19 protein-coding genes and 1 other annotated feature are annotated in these 22,022 nt (G+C 36.9%); of the genes, 16 read left to right on the forward strand and 3 right to left on the reverse strand.

The window, feature by feature from the left end:
• Complete coding sequence (locus HMPREF1630_RS04125; protein ID WP_037327358.1) at positions 1 to 1,137, reverse strand: restriction endonuclease subunit S; 1,137 nt, start codon at positions 1,135 to 1,137, stop codon at positions 1 to 3.
• Entirely contained in the window at positions 1,134 to 2,954 is a 1,821-nt protein-coding gene (locus tag HMPREF1630_RS04130) for a class I SAM-dependent DNA methyltransferase (protein WP_037327359.1), read from the reverse strand. Before HMPREF1630_RS04130 ends, HMPREF1630_RS04125 begins: the two co-directional genes overlap by 4 nt.
• A 700-nt stretch (positions 2,955 to 3,654) precedes the next feature.
• Between HMPREF1630_RS04130 and HMPREF1630_RS04135 the strand changes: the two genes are divergently transcribed.
• From HMPREF1630_RS04135 to HMPREF1630_RS04165, 7 genes are all read left to right on the forward strand, one after another.
• Entirely contained in the window at positions 3,655 to 3,981 is a 327-nt protein-coding gene (locus HMPREF1630_RS04135; protein WP_037327360.1) for a hypothetical protein, read from the forward strand.
• Positions 3,962 to 5,479 carry an MSCRAMM family protein gene (locus tag HMPREF1630_RS04140; RefSeq protein WP_037327361.1) on the forward strand — a complete coding sequence of 506 codons (1,518 nt, stop codon included), beginning with the start codon at positions 3,962 to 3,964 and terminating at the stop codon, positions 5,477 to 5,479. Before HMPREF1630_RS04135 ends, HMPREF1630_RS04140 begins: the two co-directional genes overlap by 20 nt.
• Positions 5,480 to 5,606: 127 nt before the next feature.
• Entirely contained in the window at positions 5,607 to 6,578 is a 972-nt protein-coding gene (locus HMPREF1630_RS04145; RefSeq protein ID WP_037327363.1) for a class C sortase, read from the forward strand.
• Positions 6,571 to 7,440 carry a class C sortase gene (locus HMPREF1630_RS04150; RefSeq protein WP_037327365.1) on the forward strand — a complete coding sequence of 290 codons (870 nt, stop codon included), beginning with the start codon at positions 6,571 to 6,573 and terminating at the stop codon, positions 7,438 to 7,440. Before HMPREF1630_RS04145 ends, HMPREF1630_RS04150 begins: the two co-directional genes overlap by 8 nt.
• Positions 7,415 to 8,299 carry a class C sortase gene (locus HMPREF1630_RS04155; protein WP_052039361.1) on the forward strand — a complete coding sequence of 295 codons (885 nt, stop codon included), beginning with the start codon at positions 7,415 to 7,417 and terminating at the stop codon, positions 8,297 to 8,299. Before HMPREF1630_RS04150 ends, HMPREF1630_RS04155 begins: the two co-directional genes overlap by 26 nt.
• A 114-nt stretch (positions 8,300 to 8,413) precedes the next feature.
• Complete coding sequence (locus HMPREF1630_RS04160; RefSeq protein ID WP_037327366.1) at positions 8,414 to 8,959, forward strand: hypothetical protein; 546 nt, start codon at positions 8,414 to 8,416, stop codon at positions 8,957 to 8,959.
• A gap of 340 nt (positions 8,960 to 9,299) precedes the next feature.
• Positions 9,300 to 10,712, forward strand: a complete 1,413-nt coding sequence (locus tag HMPREF1630_RS04165) for an alanine/glycine:cation symporter family protein (RefSeq protein WP_037327367.1) — start codon at positions 9,300 to 9,302, stop codon at positions 10,710 to 10,712.
• Positions 10,713 to 10,819: 107 nt separating this feature from the next.
• Here HMPREF1630_RS04165 and HMPREF1630_RS04170 read toward each other — a convergent pair whose 3' ends face one another.
• Positions 10,820 to 11,809 (reverse strand): MBL fold metallo-hydrolase, encoded by a 990-nt coding sequence (locus HMPREF1630_RS04170; protein WP_052039362.1) that lies wholly within the window; start codon positions 11,807 to 11,809, stop codon positions 10,820 to 10,822.
• 178 nt (positions 11,810 to 11,987) lie between these two features.
• Here HMPREF1630_RS04170 and HMPREF1630_RS04175 point away from each other — a divergent pair, with 178 nt between their 5' ends.
• From HMPREF1630_RS04175 to HMPREF1630_RS04215, 9 genes are all read left to right on the forward strand, one after another.
• On the forward strand, positions 11,988 to 13,190 hold the full coding sequence (locus HMPREF1630_RS04175) for a S41 family peptidase (protein WP_037327369.1): 1,203 nt from the start codon (positions 11,988 to 11,990) through the stop codon (positions 13,188 to 13,190).
• Positions 13,191 to 13,230: 40 nt separating this feature from the next.
• The gene (locus HMPREF1630_RS04180) at positions 13,231 to 13,920 is read left to right on the forward strand and encodes an acyl-[acyl-carrier-protein] thioesterase (RefSeq protein ID WP_037327370.1); all 690 of its coding nucleotides are present in this window, start codon (positions 13,231 to 13,233) and stop codon (positions 13,918 to 13,920) included.
• The gene (locus HMPREF1630_RS04185) at positions 13,913 to 14,545 is read left to right on the forward strand and encodes an HD domain-containing protein (protein ID WP_052039363.1); all 633 of its coding nucleotides are present in this window, start codon (positions 13,913 to 13,915) and stop codon (positions 14,543 to 14,545) included. Before HMPREF1630_RS04180 ends, HMPREF1630_RS04185 begins: the two co-directional genes overlap by 8 nt.
• 104 nt (positions 14,546 to 14,649) lie before the next feature.
• On the forward strand, positions 14,650 to 15,675 hold the full coding sequence (gene hydE, locus HMPREF1630_RS04190) for a [FeFe] hydrogenase H-cluster radical SAM maturase HydE (protein ID WP_037327371.1): 1,026 nt from the start codon (positions 14,650 to 14,652) through the stop codon (positions 15,673 to 15,675).
• A gap of 534 nt (positions 15,676 to 16,209) precedes the next feature.
• Positions 16,210 to 17,628: a [FeFe] hydrogenase H-cluster radical SAM maturase HydG gene (hydG, locus tag HMPREF1630_RS04195; RefSeq protein WP_037327372.1), complete on the forward strand. Its 1,419-nt coding sequence runs from the start codon at positions 16,210 to 16,212 to the stop codon at positions 17,626 to 17,628.
• Positions 17,612 to 18,769: a [FeFe] hydrogenase H-cluster maturation GTPase HydF gene (hydF, locus tag HMPREF1630_RS04200; protein WP_037327374.1), complete on the forward strand. Its 1,158-nt coding sequence runs from the start codon at positions 17,612 to 17,614 to the stop codon at positions 18,767 to 18,769. The genes hydG and hydF overlap by 17 nt, the downstream gene beginning before the upstream one ends.
• Before the next feature lie 64 nt (positions 18,770 to 18,833).
• Positions 18,834 to 19,064, forward strand: a binding site (T-box leader).
• 49 nt (positions 19,065 to 19,113) lie between these two features.
• Entirely contained in the window at positions 19,114 to 20,319 is a 1,206-nt protein-coding gene (locus HMPREF1630_RS04205; RefSeq protein WP_037327376.1) for a M20 metallopeptidase family protein, read from the forward strand.
• Complete coding sequence (locus HMPREF1630_RS04210) at positions 20,316 to 21,347, forward strand: methionine ABC transporter ATP-binding protein (RefSeq protein WP_037327377.1); 1,032 nt, start codon at positions 20,316 to 20,318, stop codon at positions 21,345 to 21,347. Before HMPREF1630_RS04205 ends, HMPREF1630_RS04210 begins: the two co-directional genes overlap by 4 nt.
• Positions 21,334 to 21,999: a methionine ABC transporter permease gene (locus HMPREF1630_RS04215; protein ID WP_037327378.1), complete on the forward strand. Its 666-nt coding sequence runs from the start codon at positions 21,334 to 21,336 to the stop codon at positions 21,997 to 21,999. Before HMPREF1630_RS04210 ends, HMPREF1630_RS04215 begins: the two co-directional genes overlap by 14 nt.
• Positions 22,000 to 22,022: the final 23 nt, after the last annotated feature.

Consider the following 22,022-nt stretch of genomic DNA (forward strand, 5'->3'; position numbering starts at 1 on the left):
CTACACCTCGATTTCTCCACTCATTAGTTTTGGTAAAAAGCGGTCACGGGCTTCTTTTGCAGATGCAATTTGTTTTTTTAGTATTTCTATCTTCTTTTGAAATGATTCGCAATATTTTGTAAAAGTTTCCAAGGTATTATCATCAGGAATATATATCATTATTTCTTCGAGTATATGCTTTGTTAAAAACTTTATAGTTGACCCACTTGCTCCCTGAAACAATTGACGCATATTATTTTTAACAGAATAATACAACAAATACAGATTGTTTGATTCATAAGGTGAGAACACATAAGTTCTTTGGTAAGCTTCAAATTTTCCTCTGTAGAGTTTAACATTAAAATCTCCATTGCCAGCTAAAATTACTGCATCACAATCAAAAGAATAAGATTGAGCTTTAATTGGTTCTTGAGCACATGTGAAAAACAAATATTGCCCATTTTCAGTGGCGAAATTCGCATCTTTTTTTCCAGTAACTATCGGCGCAATCTTCGGTAAGGGTAGTTTTTTCCAGCCCTCAGGCACACCATCGACAATCTCCACATCTTCATATCCTGGAAAATGCAAATCGACAAACCATTCCTTATAAAGCCTCTGCGCTGCTTCTTCGAGAAGTTTTATTTGTTTTTGGTTATTTTCTATTAGGTCATCATACACAGACAATTTGGAGACTATATTATCTTGTATTTCAATATCCGGTGCAGGAAATTTAATGGTTGATAGTTTTTTCCATGAAAGGTTATCTTGAGCTGTTCCCTGTGATATCTTTTTGCAGTCTCTTTGAAGAATATCGAATGCATATTTTACAAATTTTACGTTTGATATATCTTCATATGGAGTGAACCCCATTACACTATCAGGGAAACAAGCATCGATTCCTAAAATAGCTGTATCAGCAATATTTGCAGCGATAGTAATGCACAGAGTTCCAGCAGGCCATAGTTTACTTTGAGCTAACCCTTTGTCATTGTATGTTTCGTTATAATCAGTCAGATATAAACCTGCAGCTTTAACATCTGCAGTTTGTATAAATGGATATTTACCACCAAATAATGTTTTATCATTTCTGGGTCTATGTTTTGATTTTCCTCTTGAAATAGACCCAAGTTTATCTAGTGTTACATAGTCCCAACTCATAACCCCATCTCCTTAAAATTCTGTGAGATGGCATCCATGAGGTCGTTTGATTCTTTCTGTAGAGTAAGAAGTTCCTTGTGGATTTCGGTCATACGTTCTTCAAAGTCCACCCCATCGTCTTCTATAGGTGCTACTCCTACATAAGCCCCTGGAGTAAGCGACCAGTCCTTTTCTTCGATTTCAGCAATGGATGCTAGCTTACAAAGACCAGGTATATCGGCATAGACGCCTTCGCCAAATTTTTCATAGAGCCAGTTTGCTTCCTTAGCTATTGTGTGAATTTTTGTAAGGTCTTTTAGCTTTGTATCATAGGATTCTTGAGTCTTTTTCTTTTCTCGCTTTTCAGCCGATTTGACTGCTTTTTTTGCTTCTGATCTAAGAGCTTTTGTTTTTTCTGATAAATCATGTATTTGGTCTGCAAAAGCCTTGTCACTGCCTAGAGCAGAGCGATATTCATCAAGTAGGGCAGAGTATTTATCAAGCTCTCCACGATATAGCCATACAATAGCATTCAGATTTTTAAGTTGCCAATCAGTCCACTCGTTAAGGGTACGGTCGACAACTGTATAATAATTTCTCGCATCGATGAAAAGTACCTTGTTCTTGATAGGCTCAGCTTTTGCCTTATCAAAGAACCAAAGAGAACAAGGCAATGATTTGGTATAGAAAAAGTTATTCCCAACACTTACCATTGCATCGACATGACCAGTCTTTACAAGACTTTCTCTGATGGTTTTATCCTTGCCTTGACTATCTGTAGCAGATGAAGCCATGACGAAACCTGCACGACCCTTTTCGTTGAGGTAACTATAGAAGTAAGAAATCCAAAGATAATTAGCATTTCCAATTTCTTTATTTTTATTAATGCTTGGCAGACCAAAAGGCAAACGCTTTGCACTTTCACATGATTCTGCCTTTACCTTGTCCACATTGAAAGGTGGATTTGCCATTATATAATCGCAAGAGCCATCAAGGTTGTGTGCATCGTAATAGAAAGTATTAGCCTGGTCACCAGATTTGATAAGGCCTGTCAGTCCGTGAACTGCCATATTCATAAGGCAAAGCTGAGCATTATATTCAACCTTTTCCTGGCCATAGAAAGTCATAGTGCTGTTGGCATTCATTCCTGTAGAATTTACAAAATCACCTGATTGAATGAACATACCACCTGAACCACAGGCTGGATCTAGTAAGACCCCACTTTTAGGTTCAATTATATTAACAATCATCTTTACAAGAGATTTAGGTGTAAAGAAAACACCATCATCTGATGCGATATTCTTGGCAAATTTATTTAGAAAGTACTCGTAGATTCTTCCGATAATATCTCCGTCGACTTCTTCAAGAGCGGAGTTATTAAAGATACGAAGAAGTTCTGCTAAAATCTCATCTGAGAAATCAGTATAGCTTTGGGGAAGGACTCCGACTAATTGGTCGCTTTGATCTTCAATGAGCTTCATAGCATTGTTGACCACTTCTCCTAAACTGTTCATCTTGTGGCCGTCTTTATTAACAAGTCCTGATGCAGAGATATCTTCAGGAAGATTTAACAAGAAATCATACTGGGCCTCTTTGGGAAGATATAAGGCACTCTTAGCTGAGAAGTCACTTGCCTCAACAGGCAAAACTCGCCCCCCACGAGATGGACGTTCTTTTAAGATTTCTCTTTCAACCATCTTGTATCTGCTATAGGCGTATCGTAGGAATATAAGTCCAAGCACAGGCATACAATATTGATTTGATGTAAGCTTTGAACCAGCACGCAACAAATCCGCAGATTCCCATAATTCAGTTTCAAGTTTTCTTATATTAATCATTTAGATTCTTCCTCCGATTTAAATCCTATAATATCATAGGGCTTTAAGTGTAAGTCTTACATATGACTTTCACTTTTTTAACTTAGTATTGCCCTAGGTGAAGTTTAGTAGTAATGTTGGCGAAAATATTGGTGATTCTCATTAAGTTATGATTGGAAATTTATTTATCAATCATAAAATGCAAGATTTTTTATAAGTAAGAGCCATATTTCCTTCTTATTTTATGAATTAATATTATCATACTTTTGTGAATATATCAATGATTAAAAGGGTAACATATTGTAGTGTGGTTTTCTTTAATTTTCATAAAAGTTGCATTATGGTCTTTTTTCTTTTTTGAAACTTCCCAATGCCCCTATTTTATATGTTAGGGCTTTTACAAGAGCCCCATTTTCAAGACCACTCCGTAGGTGGGAAGGATGAGTTGTTAATTTTAGTTGACAAGTATTTGGAAAACTTTATTATTGAAATTAATAATTTTTTTGATTTTAGAAAGATGTTTGGTATTTATTTTTATTTTTAATAGATTACTTTTAATAGCAATTTCAATGTTTTTGTGATATAATATTCCTAACTAGAAGAATTTTATTATATATAATTATAAGTTTAAATATATTGAAAATAAACTTTTAAAACTAGCTTTATATTATTTTCCCGATGGCGGATTGATTGCCATTGTTTTAGATTTCTGGGAGGAATTATGAAAAATATACTGAAAAGTAGGTACATATCCTTTATCTTGGCCTTGTTTATGGTTGTGGGAGTTTTTCTTCCTCAAGGGAGAGTTTTTGCTGATAATAGTGGCAAATATACTATTAATTTGCGAATTGATGTAAATGAAAAAGAAAAATTAAAAGAAGAGATTAAAGGTGGAGGAGTAATTCAATCTTCTGTAAGACAAGTAAAAGTTTATAAATTAAAACTTGATGAGCATATTACAGATAGTAGATTGATTGAACTTGCTCAGAGTTTTTATAGATCAGCTGATAAAGAGTTAAATATTGCTGATGTTGAAAAAAAAACTTAATCATGATAAAATTCTTATCCAAGACATGGGTAAGTCTAAGACAAGCAAGCTTGTCTATGATAATGTCGCCTATGATGAAATAGACACTAGGAAGATTGAGAATTTTGATGTTGATAAATTGTCTGAACAAATTCTGATTGATAATCTTGATAAGGGATTTTATTTAATAAAGGAAACAGATGAGTCCAAGAAAATATTAAATAAACAACTTGTTCCGATTATAGTTAGACTTCCAGATGATGAAACTAATAATAATATTAGAACAGTTATTGCCAAAGAAGTTAAAAAGGTTAAGACCAATAATATAAGCCTCATAAAGGTTGATGCTGATAATAAAAATATTAGAATTAATAAGGCTCAGTTTAAACTTTATCAAAAAATCAAGGATGGAAATGAAGTTAAAAGTATTCCTGTAAAAGTTACTGGAGAAAAGGGCAAATATACTCGCGACGATGAAAAGGGAGCGGATATTAATTTAGAAACATGGGATAATGGTGAAATCATTGTTAGGAACTTGCTTGAAGGGGTTTACTATTTTAAAGAAGTAGCACCAGCTCCAGGATATGATAAAGCAAATGTAGGTAAGATTTCTGAAGATTTAAAACCAGGTGGGGAACCATTTGTTATCAAAAATAAAATCACTCCAATTCTTAAAAAAATAGATGCTGCTGATAAAAATAAATATCTAAAGGACGCTGTTTTTAAATTATACAAAAAAGACGGAACTGTTCTTAAGTTTAAGAAGTCAGGCGTTTATTATGAATTAGATAATAGTGGCAAGGAAGAAATTGTTACTGATGAGAATGGCTTGATTTATATTTCTGATCTTAAGGATGGCGATTATTATTTTGAAGAGACTAAGGCTCCAAAGGGTTACCAATTATCAAAAACAAAGATAGAATTTAAGGTTAAGGATGCAAGAGCAGTTAATGACAAGGGAGATATTAAAATATTAATTGTTGAAAATACTCCTGATAAGCCAAACCCAAAGACCCCAACAGGTGGGTTTAATTTTGTTAAGATTGATGATTCTAAGGATGAGAAGAGGCTTGCTGGTGCTAGATTTGTTCTTATGAAGCTCGATGAGAAGACTAATAAATATGAGAGGGTTGTTAGGGACGGCAAGCAAATTACTCTTGAGTCTGGCAATAATGGTGAGTTCAGGGTTGATGGTCTCGAATATGGCAGATATGCAATAAGAGAAGAGGCAGCGCCTACTAATTACTATATCGACAATCCATTGACATATTTTGATGTTGATGCGGCGAGCATTTCGCTTCCTGCCAAAAAAATTGTCAACAAGCCTTACAAACCTGTAATTACTCGTAGGGATAATACTACTGTAACTAAATATGTACCTACTAATGCAACTACTGTTATAAAGAATATCGTTAAGACTGGTGATGTCAAGATTATTATTATGGCGATTGCTGGGTTGATTCTTTTGACAATGGGTATCAAACTTGTTAATAGCAGTGAAAAATTACAGATGGCATAAATATGAAGGATCCTTCATTTGAGGGGTCCTTATTTTACATTTGCTAGCTGATGAGGATTTTAAATCATATAGTAAAATATAACTGATAGCTAAGGGCATTGGTGCCCTTTTTATATGAAGGATTAATATGGCTAAGAAAAAAGCTAAGAGAAAAAAAGTTAATAAGAAAAAATCACGTTGGCTCTTTAGGCTGATTTTCTTGCTGGGATTTTTGGTAATGGTTTATCCGTTGATTTCAAGATTCTATTACCGAATCGAGTCTAATGAGAAGGTTGAAACTTTCTCTAATGAAGCGAAAAAGCTTGATACTAAGGAAATCGACAGGAGGATAAATCTTGCCAAGGCCTTTAACGAGTCTTTGACTGGAAAGATTGCATCAGATCCTTACACTAGAAAAAAGCAAGAGGAGGGCCGCAAGGAATACGCTCGTATGCTTGAAGTTGAGGAGATGATTGGTACAGTTGACATCCCAAAGATTAACCAAAAACTGCCTATATATGCAGGTACGAGTGAGGATATTTTGCAAAAAGGTGTCGGTCACTTGGAGGGAACCTCCCTTCCTATTGGTGGCAATTCCACCCATACAGTTTTGACTGCTCACTCAGGTTTGCCTGAAGCAACACTATTCACCCACCTAAACCAACTGGAAATTGGCGATAAGTTTTATATAGAAAATATTGAGGGTATCATTGCCTACCAGGTGGATCAGATTAAGGTAATTGAGCCATCAAACTTCGATGACCTCTTGATCAGTCCGGGCCATGACTATGCGACACTTTTGACTTGTACACCAATCATGATTAATACTCACAGGCTCATTGTTAGGGGCCATAGGGTGCCTTATGTACCAGCCGTTGATGAAGAATCTATAAGGGAAAATAGGAATAACTGGATTTTCAGAATGTTATTCTTTGCATCACTTATTTTAATTTTGATTTTACTAATCCTAATTTTGAAATTAAGGAGAGATAATAAAAAGTATTTCAAGAAGATTAGTGAGTTTACCAAGGGTGGATTCATAAAGTCTAAGCTAAGAAATCCAACTGGACAGGGTGACTTGTTCGAAAACTTAGCTGGTGAGGATGATGATTATGTCTAAGAGGACCAGGGATAGGATAGTCTTTATGGGAATCTTTATCCTGGGACTTTTGATTTTTTCCTACCCACTTATAAGTCAAAAGTATTACGAAATCAAGGCGGAAGATGATGTTATTACTTTCGTCAAGGCAGCCAAAGAGCTTGCTCCTGAGGATTTGGATAGGAGAATGGCCTTGGCAGCAGCCTATAACCGTACCCTTGACCCATCAAGGCTTGCCGACCCTTATACAGATATGGAAAAGGCAGGTCGTGCAGAGTATGCGAGGATGCTTGAAGTTGAGGAGATGGTTGGCCATATAAAAATTCCAAAAATAAAGGTCGATATTCCAATTCGTGCAGGTACGAGTGAAGATGTTTTGCAAAAAGGTGCTGGCCACTTGGAGGGTACATCTCTACCAATCGGAGGAAATTCAACCCACACAGTTATCACAGCCCACAGGGGTCTACCTAATGCCAAACTTTTTAGAAACCTCGACCAACTTGCCTATGGCGATGTATTTTATATTACTAATATCAAGGAGACTATTGCCTATAAGGTAGATAAGATTCAGGTTGTAGAGCCTTCAGACTTTGAGCCGGTCCTTGTAGTAGAAAATAAGGACTATGCAACCCTACTAACCTGTACACCTTATATGATCAATTCTCACAGGCTTTTGGTGCGTGGAGTAAGGATTCCCTACCAGGAAGCTATTGATGATGGTGTGGCTAATATGCCTAGAGCGAGAGTGGACTTTTTTAGGATGGTTTTGGTGCTTATACCAATTATAATTATCCTGACTTTGACACTTTTTAGGGAAAAGAAAAGGACTGATAGTCTAAGCAAGGAGCTAAGAGAAATTGAAGAAAGAAATCAAATTAACTAAAAAATCCTTTTTAGGATATATTTTAATTCTGGTGGGTTTAGTGCTCTTGACAAGCCCCTTGGTCTTAAGGAGCTACCACGACTTTATGGCAAAAAGCGAAAGAAAATCTTTTGAAAAAATACAAGCTGCCAAGACCGATGCAGAAATTGCTGAAGAAAATAAAAATGCACAAACTTATAACGAGATGATTAAGGGGACTGATCCAAGTGTTGAAGATCCATTCACAAGCAAGGATTATGAGAATAAGTACGAGATGTTTAGGACAACCAACACACCTTTTGCTTACTTATCCATACCAAAACTCGATAAGTACTTGCCCCTATACCTAGATGCAACCTATGAGCATATTTCAAAGGGTGTTGCCCAAGTTGCTGGAACAGCTATACCTGTTGGCGGAAAAGGCACAAGGTCAGCCATCGCCGGCCACAGGGGTTGGTGGGGCGATACCATGTTTTTGTATGTTGATGAACTTAAAAATGGTGACTATATCTATATAGAAAGAGCTAATCAAACCATGCGTTATGTGGTTAGTGATAAGGAAATCATTGGACCATATGATTGGGATAAGCTTGCTCCAAGGGGCGATTTAGATATGATTACCCTCTTGACATGTAGTCCATTTCTGCCACCAAGACCTAACAGGCTTTTGGTAAATGCAATCAGGGATGATTCAGGACCAGCAGAAGAATTTAAACTACCTTCCGGTGACTTCGTAGCAAGTGCTAATGATGCCAGCAAGGGAAATATTTTAGTAAAAGTAATGAAAATTGCCACCTTAATTGGAGCAGTAGTAGGAGTCTTGGCAATAGTTTATACAGGCCTTAGGTTTGTAAAAAGATTAAAAGCAGGATTTTGCTAACTATAAGAAGCTTATAGGGATTATTTCTAAAAGATGATAGAAATATACCTTATAGGCTCTTTTTTTATCTCGATTTTACATCAGCTTTGCTATACTAGGGAAAAAGGAGGACGTATGAAAAAAATATTAAATAAAAAAATAATTGGTCTTAGTTGTCTTGTATTTGTATTTGCTGCCTTTTTCCTAGTCAAGGCCTATGCAAATAAAGCTTATGGTTACGAGATAAGGATGGATATAAAAATGTCAAAAGGAGAAGAAAAGTCACTGATTTTGCCAAGCAAAAGACAGGTGGCTTATTGGAAAATAGAAGAAGGAAAGATGGGACCTTGGGATGTGATGCGACTTGCTAAGGATTGCGACTCAATGAGTCTGGGTGATATAAGCAAAAAGTTGGGTCAAGAGCCAAAATATTCTGACAAATCAAAAATAATTTACGATGGCAAGGCCTATGACAAAATGACAAGCGCCATGTATGAGAAAAACAAGGGGAAAATAAAAGAAGAAATAAGAATTAGACATCTCGAAGAAGGGGCTTATCTAATCAAAGAAACTGACGAGTCTTTTAAGCAAAGCAAGGCTAGGGAAAAATTAACAACCAGGATAGAATATGTAGGCAAAGAATCAGCTCCAGAAGGTGTGCTGGAATTAGAAGATAATTAAAGAGGATAGGCCCTTAAAATTTGAAAATTTAAGGATAAAGGAAAAACAAACGTAATCTTGCGTTTGTTTTTTTATCTTTAATATAAAATAGGCTGGATAAAACTCTAGCAAGTTTAATCCAGCTTTAGAAACTTAAAAATTTCACCTAAAAGAAGGTCCTAGCAAAGAAAGATTATTAATAACTCTCTATAATAATAAATTGACAAGAAAATAAATTTAAAGTAAATTAATTAAAGTGATACTTTAGTGTGATAAGATGATGTATAGATACACATATGCATTGATGATAAAAAAGCGCACTTAGTTAGCTAAGTTAGCTTGTATATAAAAAGGAGAATGTATGGAAATTTTTAAAAATATTTTATCGACGGTCAACGGATATCTCTACTATCCAATTTTAATAATTATCCTCTTAGCTTGTAGCTTTTATTTTACAATCAGGACAGGCTTTATCCAACTAAGTCTTTTACCAGATGCCATAAAGGTTATCGGCGAGAAACCTGCTGGCAAAGATGATGTATCAAGTTTTCAGGCCCTAATGGTATCTACTGCATCTAGGGTAGGAACTGGAAACATCGTAGGCGTGTCAAACGCTATTTGCCTAGGAGGACCTGGAGCTGTTTTTTGGATGTGGATTATAGCTGTAATCGGTGGGGCATCTGCCTTTATAGAATCGACTTTAGCACAAATTTTCAAAAAAAAAGCCAAGGATGGGTCAAGCTATGGTGGACCTTCTTATTATATAGAACAGGGTCTAGGATCTAGAAAACTCGGCGTGGTTTTTGCTCTAGCTTTAATTTTGACCTATGCTGTTGGTTTTAATATGCTTGCCTCTTTTAACCTCCAAGATTCCTTTAGGGTTTATGATTTTTATCAAAAAGGCAAAACTTCTTGGATTATAGGTGGTATCCTTGCTATAATTGCAGGTTATTGCATCATAGGTGGAGGTAAGAGGATTATAAAATACACATCTATAATCGTTCCAATAATGGGAATAATTTATGTTCTTATGTCTATATTTATGATTGGTATTAATTTTTCAAATATAGGAAAAATGATAAAGATGATTGTAGAAGATGCTTTTAACTTCAGAGCGATTTTTGGTGGCGTGGCTGGTTCTGCCATGGTAGAAGGAATCAAAAGAGGACTTTATTCTAACGAAGCAGGTATGGGTTCTGCACCAAACGCAGCAGCAAGTGCAATGGTAAGCCATCCTGTCAAACAAGGTCTGGTACAAATGGTGTCAGTATTCATAGATACCCTAATAATTTGTACAGCAACAGCCTTCATGGCCCTTGTTTCTGGTGTTGCACCAACAGAAGATCTCGCTGGTGCAGGTTTTGTCCAAGAGGCCCTAGCAACTGTTGTCGGACATTTTGGTTATGTCTTTATCACAATTTGCCTGGCCCTATTCGCCTTTACAACTCTTTTGGGCAATCTTTATTATTGTGATTCATGCCTAGCCTACCTAAGAAAGAAAGAACCATCTAAAAACTTCATGCTAGTCTTCAGGATAATAGCCACCCTCTTAATATTTTTAGGAGCAGGAATGGAAATGAAATTCGCCTGGGACCTTGCAGACCTCTTCATGGGAATCATGGCAATCATCAATATATTCTCAATCTTCGCCCTAGGAAAATACGCTATAAAAGCATTAGAAGATTATGAAAAACAAAGAAAAGAAAACAAAGACCCAGTCTTTAAAGCCAACCACATCGGACTTGACGAAAATAGACTAGATTTTTGGAAATAAAAATAAAACTCGTTTGCAAATAAGACTTGTAAACGAGTTTTTCTTTTATGGGAATTTAATTGGTTTAGTTTTAAAAATTGAGCAGGGGTAGATTTTTTATTATTTTTTTAATCTATACTGTAATACCCTACTCCTTCTATTACTTCTTCTTTTATTCTACCTTGCTTTACAAGGTGTTTTAGGTGGGCGGCGGCTTCGGCTACGGCGAACCATTTTTGACTGGCAGGGAAGTCGGTCCAGTCTTTGGCTTTGATGTCCCATTGCATTTGTTGGGTGATTTGTGTTGTGTTGGCTCTTTTTAATTTTTTTATTATTTGTAGGCAGTCGGCGAGCCTTTCTTTGTGGTGGGCGATAAGTTCGTCTATTCTGGCGTTGGTGTCTTCTACCAAAAACCTATGGGCGGAGTAGAGGTGTTTTATGTCTAGGTCTTTGATTTTTTCTAAATTTTTTAAATAAATGCCGAGGCTATCTCCAAATTCATCACCCCAATAGGTTATGTTTGGGGTGATTTTTCCTAAGATATGGTCACCACAGAATAAAATTTTGTGGTCTTTTTCATACAGGCCTAGCATGCCGGGTGTGTGACCTTCTTCGTCGATGGCGACAAAGTTATAGTCTCCTATGGCGATTTCCCAGCCTGGTTTGATTTTTGTGTTGGGAAAAGCTTCCTTTGGTCTATTTTTGTAGCCAGGGTGGTCTTCGATTTTTAGATTTTCTGGGCCGAGTCCTTGGAAGTGGGCATTTTTTATGATGTTTTGCCATTGGAAGTCTTCTTTATTTATGCCATTTTCGACCATTTTTCCGTCTTTTTCCGAAATGTAAATGTCTCCAATCCCCTTATCTTCTAGCCATTTGGCAAGACCTACGTGATCTGAGTGGAGGTGGGTAAGGAAGAGCTTGGTTTTTGTTAAATTTAGGTCTAGTCTTTGGATCAATTCTTCCATGTTGACCCTATTTTCTGGATTATTAAAGCCGGTGTCGATTATCATAGCAAAATCATTTGCCTTTATGACATAGATGTTGATTGATTTGAGTGGATTTCCTGTTAGGGGAAAGATTGCTTGGTATATATTTTTGTAAACTTCTGTGATTTGCATTTTTTCTCCAATCTGTAAAAGGTTTCTTATTTGATACTTACCCAAAATTTTTTAAAATACTATTTAAAAAGCTAATTTAGATGGGCTTATATTTTTTATTACAATTTAACCTATCTTGTGATATAATATATGTATTAATTTAAGTGGGCTTAGGACCTATTTGGAAAGGATTTAGTTAATGAAAAAATTTGGAAAAGTAATTTTGTCAGTTGTTCTTATTGGGGCAATTGGTTTTGCTGGTTTCATGCTTGGCTCGAATGTAGATTTAGGCCAGGGTGGGACTACTAGAGATAAAGAATTAATTAGCGAGATGGATTCACTAAAGGGACTTTTGGATAAGAATTTCCTTTTTGATTATAAGGATGAAGACCTTTATAATGGAGCTCTTAAGGGGATGTTTGCCAACCTTGGCGATCCTTATACTTCCTATTATCCAAAGGAAGAGTTTAGCAAACTTATGGAGAATTTGGATGGCAGGTATAAGGGAATAGGTGTGACTGTTTCTCCTTCTAAAGAAGGACTTATTAAGGTTGTTCAAGTTTTTGAAAATTCTCCAGCCAAGGAAGCTGGTATGAAGTCAGGCGACTTTATTAAGAGTGTAGAGGGAAATGTTTTTGATGCCACCCAACTTGATAAGGCTGTAGCCTTGATTAGAGGGGAGCCAGGTACTAAAGTAAAAATCGAGGTTTTAAGGGTTAGCGATGATAAGCCTGAGGGTGAGTTAATTCCTATGCTTGTCGAAAGACGTGATGTGACTGTTGATACAGTTTATACAAAGACTCTCAATATTTCCGGTAAAAAGATTGGTTACCTAAGGCTTTCTGCTTTTGATGACATAACTTGGGATGACTTTAAGGAGAAATATTCTAAACTTAAAAATTCAGATATAGAAGGGATGGTTCTTGATTTGCGTAACAATCCAGGAGGAGCCCTTGATGTGTGCCTTGACATTGCCGATACCTTCCTTGATGAAGGAGTCATAGTTACTACTGAAGATAAAAACGGAAATGTAATTACAGAAAAATCTGATTCCAATAAGGATGATATACCAATGACAGTCCTTATTAATGAAAATTCTGCATCTGCTTCTGAAATTTTAGCTGGAGCCTTTAAGGATAGGGGCAGGGCTAAGATTGTCGGAACCAAATCTTTCGGCAAGGGTATAGTACAAAAATTGTTCCCACTTGAAAATGGCGCAGGAGCTAAGATTACAATTAGTGAATATAAAACTCCAAATGGCAATAAAATTAATAAAATTGGTGTTAAACCAGATATAGAAGTTGAAAATAAAAATCAAGAATTAGATTTGAATAATAATAACTTTAAAAAGGACCAACAATTCCTAAAGGCCTTGGCAGAGTTATTGAAAGAGATTAAATAGGAAAGAGGGCAGGTTGCTGCCCTTTTTTGTTAGGAGACCTATGGATTATACAAAAACCTACAAGGTTAGGTCTATGTTTACAAATGAAAATGGAATAATTACCCTCAGAAGCCTTACAGGTTTGATGGTCGATCTTGCCTTTAGCCAAGCTAGGGAAATCGAAAAAGACCTAGCTGAGATGGATGACAAAACTTGGCTACTTTATAGTTGGGATATTGAAATTATAAAGCAAATTAGAGAAGGATTTGACATTGAAATCACAACTATTCCCACCCACATGAAGAGGTTTTATGCCTACAGGAATTTTTTGGTAAAAAAAGATGGGGAGATTTTTGCAAAAGCCAAGGCCACCTTTATCCTTTTTGACAAAGAAAAACAAAGGGTAGGAATAATTGATAGCAAAGTCTTAGAGGCCTATGGGCAAAGTGATGAAACCTACTCCGGAAGAGCTTATAAAAAGCCAGATGTTTACGAAAAGGTAAAAGAAATTGCTATTAGAAGGGCAGACTATGATGGAAACCACCATGTAAACAACGGAGTTTACTTTGATTATATCAAGGAAATACCTGGGTTTGATGAGGGTAGGATTTCCTATGTAAAAATGATTTATAAAAATCAGATAAGGTCTCAACAAGGAGTTGGACTTTATTATAAAGAGAGTGAAAAGCAAGTGGATTTTAAAATTGGGTCAGAAATTGACCATGCATATGGGATGGTGGACTATGTATAAGGATGGATTTGGGAATATACCAAACAAAGACAAGGTAAGAAATATGTTGGACGAGGCTTTTAAAAAATGTCCAGGTGAGTGGATAATTCACAGCCACATAATTGGCAAAACCAGCGAAAAAATTGCCAGAGAGCTTGGCTTGGATCCTGAAATAGCCTATGCAGTTGGTTGTCTGCATGACCTAGGCAAGGGTTATGGATATAGGGATATGGCCCATATGATGGAAGGATATAGGATTTTGAGGTTTGAGGCTTATTTCTATCCAGCAAGGATTGCCCTTGGTCATGGTTTTGTAACAGGTGAAATTTCTTCCTACCATGGCAAGAGAAATGTAAGCAAGAGGGATGAAGACTTTATTATAGCTTATCTTAAAAAACGTGAAATTGATGAATACGAGAAGCTAATAATCCTTCTTAATAATTTAATCAAGGGTAGGTATCTTGGCCTAGATGAGAGAGAGGCTTTGAGAAATATAGCAAAAACACCTGAAAGGGAAGAGAGACTTAAGATATTAAAAGGCTGGCAAGATGACCTAGAAGCCAAACTTGAAAATCCTATAAAAACCTACCTGCCAAGACCTCGTTCCTATGAATTTCCCTATAATTTGCTAAGAAATGAAAAATAATATTGCAAAAAGGGAAGTTTTGGGTATATTATAGATGAATTTATTTTACCAAACCCGATGGAGGTCCTATGACCTCCTAATTTTTTTACCAAGAAGAGGGTCATATGAGAAAAAGAGAAATTAACCACATAGATGACGAAACTTTAAAAAAATGGATAGAAGATGAGTCCATGACCGATATTTTAGCTCAAAGGGCTGATGTAATTCGCAGGCAAGTTTACGGCAATAAGGTCTACCTCAGAGGCTTAATAGAGGTTTCTAACATTTGTAAAAATGATTGCTACTACTGTGGGATAAGAAAATCTAATGCCCATGTGAATCGCTATAGGCTTGGCAAGGAAGAAATCCTAAGTGCAGCTAGCTTCGGTTATGAGCTTGGTTTTAGGACCTTTGTTATGCAAGGTGGGGAAGATCCTAAGTTTAGCCAAGACTTTATGGTTGATGTCTTAAAATCTATCAAGTTAAGGTACCCAGATGTGGCGATTACCCTTTCTTTGGGAGAGAGATCTTACGAAGACTATAAGGCCTTTTTTGATGCAGGGGCTGATAGGTATTTACTAAGGGAAGAAAGTTCAAATCCCGCCCATTACGATAAGCTTCATCCAAAAGAAATGAAATTAAAAAATAGGCAAGAATGTCTTTACAATCTCAAAAAAATTGGCTACCAAGTTGGGGGTGGGTTTATGGTTGAAAGCCCTTACCAAAAGACAGAGGATTTGATTGCAGACATCAGATTTCTTGAAGAACTGGAGCCAGACATGGTAGGCATTGGGCCATACCTCGTAAGCCACGATACGCCCTTCATGGATTTTAAAAATGGGTCGTTTGCAAAAACTCTAAGGCTTGTTGCCATATTGAGGATAGTTTTCCCCTACGCCTTAATCCCAGCAACTACAGCCCTAGGTACAGTAAATCCTAAGGGCAGGGAATTGGGCTTAAAGGCAGGAGCTAATGTGTTGATGCCAAACCTAAGTCCCAAGGAAGCCAAAAAAGCCTACAACCTTTACGATAACAAGTTGAACACAGGTCTTGAAGCAGCAGAGGCAAAAAAACAGCTCGAAAAAGAAATCGCATCCTTTGGCTATCAGGTTGTGGACGATAGGGGAGATGTATCTGATTTTGGGAAATGATAATTAAACCTATATTTAATGACATGGATTAAGAGGTATAATGTTCACATGAAGTTGAACACTTTCATAGAATCAAGAAAAGACGAGTCCCAACTCGTCTTTTCAAATTAATAAGGAATTGAAAATATACGATTAGTAGGTATAATGATGGTAACCATGAAGTCAACTATAAATCATGGAATTACCAAACAAAAAAGACGAGTCTGCAGCTCGTCTTTTTGTTTTCTTGGGCTAATTATCATCTTCTTTAGTTCTCTTAGAGCTTAGCCACTTGTACAAATAGTTACCAACTCCTCACTGAGCCGGAGGGGCTTGCCTTGCACCGAAACTTCAAGAATGAAGTCAACTATAATTTTCATAGAACCACCTCCCTTCACCCTGAGGGCAGATGATAACATGACTATTATACCTTATTTTATAAAGATTCTTTATTGACTTCATTAGAATAAATCTAATTTTTTTCTGATTTTATTTTAAATTTGACCAAAAAAGTATTATAATTATAAATGGACATAGAAAAGAAAGAAGGAAAGAATGACAAAATACGATCCTGCAAGTACACATGCAGAAGAATTTATAAATCACGAAGAAATTTTAGAGACCCTTGCCTACGGCAGGGAGAACGCTCACAATAGAAAATTAATCACAGAGCTTCTAGAAAAGGCTAGAAAGGCCAAGGGCCTTAGCCACAGGGAAGCTTTTGTGCTTTTATCCTGCAAGGAAGATGACCTAAATGGGGAAATATTTAAACTTGCCAAGGACTTAAAACACAAATTTTACGCTAATAGGATAGTGCTTTTTGCACCCCTTTATTTGTCAAATTATTGTGTAAATGGTTGTGTATATTGTCCTTATCATGGTCAAAATAGGAGCATTCCAAGGAAAAAACTAAGCCAAGAAGAAATCAAAGAGCAGGTAATTGCCCTCCAAGACCAAGGCCACAAGAGACTAGCCCTTGAAGCTGGAGAAGACCCAATAAATAACCCAATTGACTACATACTTGAGTCTATCCATACAATTTATAATATCAAACACAAAAACGGGGCAATTAGGCGTGTAAATGTTAATATAGCAGCTACAACTGTAGAAAATTATAGGAAGCTTAAGGAAGCTGAGATTGGTACCTATATCCTCTTCCAAGAAACCTATAACAAGGAAAACTACGAAGCCCTCCACAAGTTTGGACCAAAATCAAATTATGCCTACCACACAGAAGCCATGGACAGGGCTATGGAAGGTGGTATTGATGACGTGGGCATGGGAGTGCTTTACGGACTTGATTCTTATGAATATGAATTTATCGGCCAACTCATGCACGCTGAGCACATGGAAGCTCGTTTTAATGTTGGACCTCACACAATTTCTGTGCCAAGAATCCAACCGGCTGACGATATCGACCCAGATGATTTTGACAACTCCTTGTCAGATGATATGTTTGCAAAACTTGTTGCCTGCATCAGGATTTCTGTCCCATATACAGGCATGATTGTCTCAACTCGTGAGTCAGAAGCTATGAGAAATAGGCTTTTAGAATTAGGAATTAGCCAACTTTCTGGTGGATCAAAGACATCTGTTGGTGGCTATACAGAACATGAAACCAAGGGAAGTGACCAATTTGAACTAGCTGACAACAGGACTCTTGATGAGGTTGTAAACTGGCTAATCGAAAAAGATCACGTTCCATCCTTCTGCACAGCCTGCTATAGGAAGGGCAGGACAGGTGAAGTCTTCATGGGCATGGTCAAAAAACATGGTATAGGTAATATCTGCCATCCAAACGCCCTTGTGACCCTAAAGGAATACGCTGTTGACTATGCGAGTGAAAAAACAGCAGCAAATGCTGATATGCTAATAAAAAGAGAACTAGAAAATATCCCAAATCCAGAAGTGAGGGAGAATACTAGGGAAAATATCAAACGTGTTGAGGAAGGTCAACGTGACATCTATATCTAAGACAAGCCTTAGTGAAAGAGTCTATATAGGCATTTTTGGCAAGACAAATTCAGGCAAATCTACCCTTTTAAATTACCTAACAGGCCAAGATACAGCCATAGTTTCTCCGATTGAAGGAACAACTACAGACCCAATTAGAAAGGCCATGGAAATAACCGATTTTGGGCCAGTCGTTTTTATCGACACAGCAGGAACAGCTGATGAAACTCAGCTCGGTAAGGAAAGATACGAAAAAACTCTTGCAGAAATAGACAAGGTGGATGTTTTTCTTTACGTTTTAAGTCCTGGTGATGATCTAGAAATTATTCCAAAATTCAAAGACAAACCCGTAATCTACTTGGCAATGAAGATAGATACTGGGGATGGAGAAAAAATTCTAAAAGACTTTGCTAAGAAGAATCCAGTTGGTGTAGACCTTTCATCCACCAAATCAAGGGATGAAATTTTTTCTAAAATAAAAGCCCTTTACAAAAAAGAAGACCTTACTATAACCAAAAATTTGGTCAAAAAAGGTGACATGGTAGTCCTTGTCATGCCCCAAGATGCGGCAGCACCTAAGGATAGGCTTATAAAACCCCAGGTGATGACTATCAGGGAAATTATCGATAAGGGGGCAAGCGCTATTTGCACTGACCTTTCTAATTTTGAAACAACCATTAAGAGCCTAAATAAAATTGACTTAATAATTACCGATAGCCAGGCCTTTAAGGAAGTCTACGAGAAAAAACCAAGCGATGTAAAACTTACGAGCTTTTCAGTTTTATTTTCAGCCTTTAAGGGCGATTTGGAATATTTTGTAGAATCAGCCCAGGTTTTGGAAGGGAATATAAAAAATATTCTAATTGCCGAAGCCTGCAGTCATCCTCCGGTAGATGAAGACATAGGAAGTGTGAAGATTCCAAAGCTTATAAAGAGAACTCACCCAGATATAAATATAGATTTTGCTAGGGGAAATGATCCAATAGCCTATGAAAAATATGACCTAATTATAGCTTGTGGCTCATGTATGTTTAATAGGACCCATGTTTTATCTAGGGTGGAAAAAGCAAAAGAAGCCGGCACTGCCATGACAAATTATGGAATTGCTATTGCCAAGCTTAACCATATCCTTGATAAAATCAGCCTTCCAGATGAAAAATAAAAAAAGATTTGACAGGAAAATTTTTAAATGGTATTATACCATTATCAATGAGATAAAAGTTTTAAAAAACCATATGACAAGAAGAGTAGTTTAGAAGAATCTTTTTTAGAGAGCTCCGGTTGGTGAAAAGGAGCAAAGAGGCGACTAGATGAAGATGGCCTTGGATGGGATGGGTCGATATGAGATCCGTACGGGAATTCCCGTTATAGAATTAGAGTATGTTTGTACTTGATGAGTGTATGTTTGGGTGACCAAGCATAAAATAAGGTGGTAACGCGATTTAAACGTCCTTATATTCCTATGTGGAATATGGGACGTTATTTTTTTACGAAAAAGGAGCAACAATGACCTTAGGAGACAAAATAAATCAAGCAATAAAATTAAATAAAGAAGATATAATAAAAACTCGCAGATACCTCCACGAAAACCCAGAAGTGTCAAGCAAGGAGTTTGAAACAAGCAAGTACCTTAAAAAAAGGTGCGAAGAGTTGGGCTTTGTTGTGGAAGATGTGCCGGGTTCAACTGGTTTCACAGCCTTATTTGATACAGGTAGGCCTGGCAAGACTCTTGGAATCAGAACCGACTTAGATGGTCTTGCCATCCAAGAAGACCCCTACAATCTCAAAGAGAAAAAGCTGGTTGTATCCAAAAATCCTGGCGTATCTCACGCTTGTGGTCATGATAGCCATATGACTGTGGCAGTGATTGCAGGGAAAATCCTCAAAGACTTGGCAGATGAAATAAGTGGTAAGATTTATCTTATTTTTGAAGAAGCTGAGGAAACTGGAGCAGGCATTGATGCAATGCTAGAGCATTTAAAAGATAAGGGCCTTGACGCAGTTTACGGCAACCACCAAAGTCCAGCCCTAGATGTTGGGAAATTTTCTATTATAGAAGGCCCTGCCTATGCAGGGTGTGCAGGAGTTGACTTTGATATAATAGGAAAGGGTGGTCATGGTTCAAGACCTGACAAGGCAGTCAATCCTCTAATAGCAACAGCCCACATTATTACGGGCCTAAATTCAGCTTGGAATAACCAGTTGGATTTGGAAAAGCCTGTGAGTTTGGGAATTGGAGCTATCAATGGAGGCTCTGCTGCCAATGTGATTTGCGATAGGGCAAATGTTAAAGGAACTTTAAGGTTTTTCGACCTAGATGAAGGCAAAAAGGCCCTTGAGCTTTTAAAAAACATTGCAGACCTAACTGCAAAAGCCCACGGTTGTTCTGTAGTCTTTAACGACTATAGCAAAATTGTGGCAGAACCAGTTATCAATGATGAAAACTTGGCGAAGAAAGTTAAGGAAAGTCTTAAAAGCTTGTATGAAGATGCTTTAATAGCAAGTCCTAAGCTTTGGATTTCAGAATCATTTTATGGTTATTCCAAGCTTTGCCCCACAATTTTCGTAAATTTCGGTACTAGAAATGAAGCGGAGGGAAAGGCAAGCGACCTTCATACAGCAAAATTTGACCTAGATGAAAGGGCGATTGACTATGCACTAGGTCTTGCAATTAAGTTTGCTATAGATTTTTTGAAAGAGAGCGATAAATGATAGAATTAAAAAATATAACAGTTGACTTTGATGGATTCAAAGCAGTAGATGATGTTAGTTTGACAATTAAAGAGCAAGACACCTTTGGGATTGTAGGTTTTTCGGGAGCTGGCAAGTCAACTCTTGTTAGGACCATAAACCTCCTCCAAAGACCAAGTAAGGGCCAAGTCCTAATTAACGGAGAAAACCTCCTAGACTTATCAAATAAGGACTTAAGGGCAAGAAGAAAAAAGATTGGCATGATTTTCCAACATTTCAACCTTCTAAACAATCTTACAGTTATAGATAATGTAATATTTCCAATAAAAAAAGATAAGTCTTTGAGTAAGGAAGAAAAAAGAAAAAAGGCCTTAGACCTCTTAGAAACAGTAGGAATCAAGGATAAGGCTAATGCTTATCCAAGTGAATTATCAGGTGGCCAGCAACAAAGATGTGCCATAGCAAGGGCTTTGGCTTCTGATCCAGAAATCCTACTTTGTGATGAGGCTACAAGTGCCCTAGACCCAAAGACAACCAAGCAAATATTAAAATTGCTTAAGGACTTAAACGACAAGCTAAGGTTAACTGTAGTAATAATCACCCACCAGATGGACGTGGTAAAAGACCTTTGCAACAAATGTGCAGTGATGCAAGATGGCAAGGTTATAGAAAGTGGTTCAACCTTAGACATATTTTCAGATCCAAAAAACAAACTCACAAAGGAATTTGTGGAGACTTCCACAAATATTTCTGAAACTATAGAAGAAGTTAAATCCAATTTAGGCATCCTCAAGGATGATGAAATCCTAGCCAAATTATCATATCTGGGCCAATCAACTACAGAACCAATCATCAATGAATTATTTGAAAAATTTGGAGTTAGGACCAATATCCTAGCAGGAAATATAGAATTTATCAATGGAACACCAGTTGGTAACTTAATCGTAAGCTTTAAGGGCGATGACGATAAGTTGGTAGAAGTAAGCACTTATCTAAAGGATAAGGGTACAAACTTAGAAATATTAGGAGGTAAGGATGGGATTTTTTAGTTATTCCCTATCAATAAAAGACAGGATTATAAGTGATTTTAAAGTAACTTTATATATGCTAATTATATCTGCAATTTTTGCAGGACTACTGGGACTAATCTTGGGCGTAATAATGGTAGTTACAGACAAGGATAGGATTTTAGAAAATAAGATTCTTTACAGTATCTTAGACAAATTAACCAACCTCTTTAGGGCCATCCCCTTTGTAATCTTATTAGCCCTTATAGCTCCCTTTACCAAAGCTATAATAGGAACAAGGATAGGAGCTACAGCAGCTATTGTGCCTTTAACATTTTCTGCAGTTCCATTTTTTGCAAGACAGGTTGAACAAGCCCTTGCAGATGTTAATAGTGGAAAGGTTGAAGCCGCAGAAGCTATGGGACTTAGCCCTGTAGAAATTATTACAAGAGTTTACCTTAGAGAAGGACTTCCAAGTTTAATCAGGGTTTCATCTATCACCCTAATTTCACTCTTGGGCCTTACTGCTATGGCTGGTACTGTTGGAGCTGGTGGTATAGGCGATCTAGCTATAGCCGTTGGCTACCAAAGGTACAAAGACGATGTCGTAATAGTATCAGTTATACTAATTTTAATTGTAGTTTACCTTATCCAAGGTATAGCTAATTACTTAATTAGAAAGACAAGTCATTAGGGAAATCATCTTGAGAGAGATTT

Origin of the sequence: Anaerococcus lactolyticus S7-1-13 (assembly GCF_000758765.1) — a bacterium.
In the GTDB taxonomy this organism is placed as follows: Bacteria; Bacillota; Clostridia; order Tissierellales; family Peptoniphilaceae; genus Anaerococcus; species Anaerococcus lactolyticus.